The following is a 308-nucleotide window of genomic DNA, read 5'->3' as shown; positions in this document are numbered from 1 at the left end:
TATAAAACTCTTAATTCTAATATGTCACAACAGATTCTTAAAGAAGTTGATGGTTCTTTTAAGTCTTTTTTTAGTCTTCTAAAAAAGAAAAATAAAGGAGAGTATAAAGAGAAAATTAAACTTCCTAGTTATCTTCCTAAGAACAGTTCTACTACTCTTGTTATTGGTTTTGTTAGACTTAATGAAGATACTCTTGTAATTCCATACTCTAATTCTTTTAAAAAGAAGCATAAAAAGATTTCAATTAAAATTCCACCTATTTTACTTGATAAAAAGATTAAAGAGATTAGAATTATTCCTAAATTTAA

The 308-nt window shown here is 24.0% G+C and carries 1 protein-coding gene; it reads left to right on the top strand.

What is annotated here, in order from left to right:
• Positions 1–308, top strand: a 308-nt coding sequence (locus I6E31_12545; GenBank protein ID MCF2640785.1) for a transposase, incomplete at both ends; no start/stop codon positions are given.

It is taken from the genome of Fusobacterium varium (genome assembly GCA_021531615.1).
GTDB classification, from domain to species: Bacteria; Fusobacteriota; Fusobacteriia; order Fusobacteriales; family Fusobacteriaceae; genus Fusobacterium_A; species Fusobacterium_A varium_C.
The sequence above is the reverse complement of the archived record's forward strand: the minus strand, read 5'-3'. Positions and strand labels throughout refer to the sequence as shown.